1 protein-coding gene and 1 pseudogene are annotated in these 2513 nt (G+C 45.4%); one reads left to right on the top strand and one right to left on the bottom strand.

Annotated elements, in window-relative coordinates; all coding sequences use genetic code 11:
• The first annotated feature begins 213 nt into the window (after positions 1-213).
• Positions 214-1980 carry an ABC transporter ATP-binding protein gene (locus ACESM0_RS13685; RefSeq protein ID WP_372906762.1) on the top strand — a complete coding sequence of 589 codons (1767 nt, stop codon included), beginning with the start codon at positions 214-216 and terminating at the stop codon, positions 1978-1980.
• Positions 1981-1991: 11 nt separating this feature from the next.
• Here ACESM0_RS13685 and ACESM0_RS13680 read toward each other — a convergent pair.
• Positions 1992-2513: pseudogene (locus tag ACESM0_RS13680) on the bottom strand (hypothetical protein); the annotation flags it as partial.

The following is a 2513-nucleotide window of genomic DNA, read 5'->3' as shown; positions in this document are numbered from 1 at the left end:
GAGATGATCAATTCAGGAGAAATGAGGCGTGAACAACGAGCCAGGCGGTGGGAGTGAGTTTTTTTGGTTGACAGAAAATTTGATTTATAAGCTAGAATTAATCAAAGGGGTAACTTGTAGTTTTAAATTAAATATAGTTGATAATAGTGCGTAATAGAACGCTCTTACCGACCCGAAGGTTACATCAACTAAGAATAACTCATTAATAAACCATTGAAAATCGATCGATCCTCTTTTAGTCAATACTTGAAGATTCTGGCATATGTCAAGCCGTATAAAACGAAGCTGATTGTTGCGTTGATAGCATCAGTTTTGGCTACGCTTGTCTGGCTGGCGGTGCCGTTGGGTTTGCGAGAGCTTCTCGATGCTGTATTTGATGATGGCGATATGACCCTTCTTAACAGCGTTACGCTGGTACTCATCGGGCTATTTATTTCGCAGGCACTTCTCGGTTTTTGGGGGAGCTACTCGCTCGACTGGATCGGTGAAAAAATTGTTGCCGACCTTCGCAAGAATCTGTATGAGCACTTGAACCGTTTAAGTCTCAAGTTCTATTCGAATCAGCGTCTGGGTGAAATCACATCCCGTCTGACAAATGATGTAGCTGCTATTCGTGACGCCGTTACAGGTACACTTTCTGAGGGACTCACTCAGAGTATCAACCTGGTGGGCTCGGTTGTTTTGATGGTTTACCTAAACTGGAGACTTAGCCTGATTATCTTCATCACCGTTCCCGTCATTACACTGGCGGTTCGATATTTTGGTCAGCTGATTAGAAAGCTATCGCGTGAGGTTCAGGATCGTCTGGCGGATACCACAGCAATTGCCGAAGAGACATTGGGAGCGATTGAATCTGTGAAATCATTTGCACGAGAACCTTACGAAATCGGCAGGTATAACTCCGGAGTGGATACCCTTTTTGATACATCCCGAAAAAAAGTACTGTTTAGCAACCTGTTTTGGTCATCGGTGGGTGTTGTTTTTATGAGTACAATGATCGTCATTTTCTGGTATGGCGGAACAGAGGTGCTGGCCGGCAGACTCTCGGCCGGAGACTTGGTCGCGTTCATCTTTTTTGCTTTCAATATTGGGCGGTCGATGGGCGGAATGTCGAGGGTTTATACTGTTTTCAGCAGTGCTGTGGGTGCATCAGAGCGTATATTTGGCCTTCTTGAAGAGCAGCCCGGTGTTGAGGATCACCCAGACGCGGTGGAGTTGAGGGATGTAAAAGGAGCCGTTTCATTTGAAGATGTTTCCTTTAACTACGAGGAAAATCAACCCGTACTTCGCGATATAAACTTTTCATGCAAACCGGGCGATATTGTTGCATTGGTGGGCCCAAGCGGGGCAGGAAAAACCACACTGCTCAAACTCATCCCACGATTTTATGATGTACAGGAAGGTACTATTCGGTTCGACGGAACTGACATTTCAACAGTTACACAGCAGTCTCTGAGAAATCAAATTGCGATTGTTCCCCAGGATATTCAACTTTTTGGTAGTACTATCCGGGAGAATATCAGGTACGGCAGACTTGATGCTACAGACCGGGAGGTGGAAGATGCAGCGAGATTTGCGCAGGCACACGATTTTATCATGGAGCATCCGGATGGTTATGATGCTTTGGTTGGGGAGCGTGGTATTAAACTCAGTGGAGGACAGCGTCAGCGAGTGGCTATTGCTAGAGCCATTTTAAAGGAGCCCAACATTTTGCTTCTAGATGAGGCCACTTCATCACTCGATTCAGAGTCTGAGGCGGCTGTTCAGGTAGCGTTAAATCACCTGATGAAAAGCTGTACCACTTTTGTAATCGCACATCGGCTTTCAACCATACAAAACGCGACAACCATTCTGGTAATGGATAATGGCCGGATTTTAGAGAAGGGAACCCATCAGCAGTTGCTGGACCAAAACGGTCTATACAGGCGACTATATGATATTCAGTTTCACAAAGAGACGGTTACCGATAATGAAATCTGAATACGATAGATTTAAGAAATCCCACGCCGAAAACGCTCTCGCAGTTCTACAATATAGATAGCTAACTCATCCCGTACTTCTTTGGCTCGGCTGTAGTAATCGAGATACAATTCACGTTCAAGCAGCTCCTTTTCTCCGATCTCATAAAGGGCATCCAGCACTTTGTTTGCGGCGTTCAGGCCACGTTTACAGTTGGCGATGTTTCCGCCGATGCTGTCCCTATCAAATCCAAAGCTGAATCCGCCGGCAATTTTAGCCGGAGGAATCGTAACGAAGCGAGAGAACGTTTGAATGGATTCGTCGTTCCGCTCTGTGAAATCTTTGTTAAGCATCTTTTTGGCATCAACTGCAAAATCATGTGCTTTTTGATAAAGCGGTAGATCTTCAAACTGATCAAAATCGGTAGGCTCATAACCGGTCAGGCGTTTCCAAGCTTCCCCCTCTTCATACTCCTCGATGATAAATTCATCCGCCCAATTTTCACTTTCATCATCTTCGTCATCCAGAAGATGTGTCCAGCCCATCTGCTCAGC

Source organism: Rhodohalobacter sp., assembly GCF_041686455.1.
In the GTDB taxonomy this organism is placed as follows: domain Bacteria; phylum Bacteroidota; class Rhodothermia; order Balneolales; family Balneolaceae; genus Rhodohalobacter.
The sequence above is the reverse complement of the archived record's forward strand: the minus strand, read 5'-3'. Positions and strand labels throughout refer to the sequence as shown.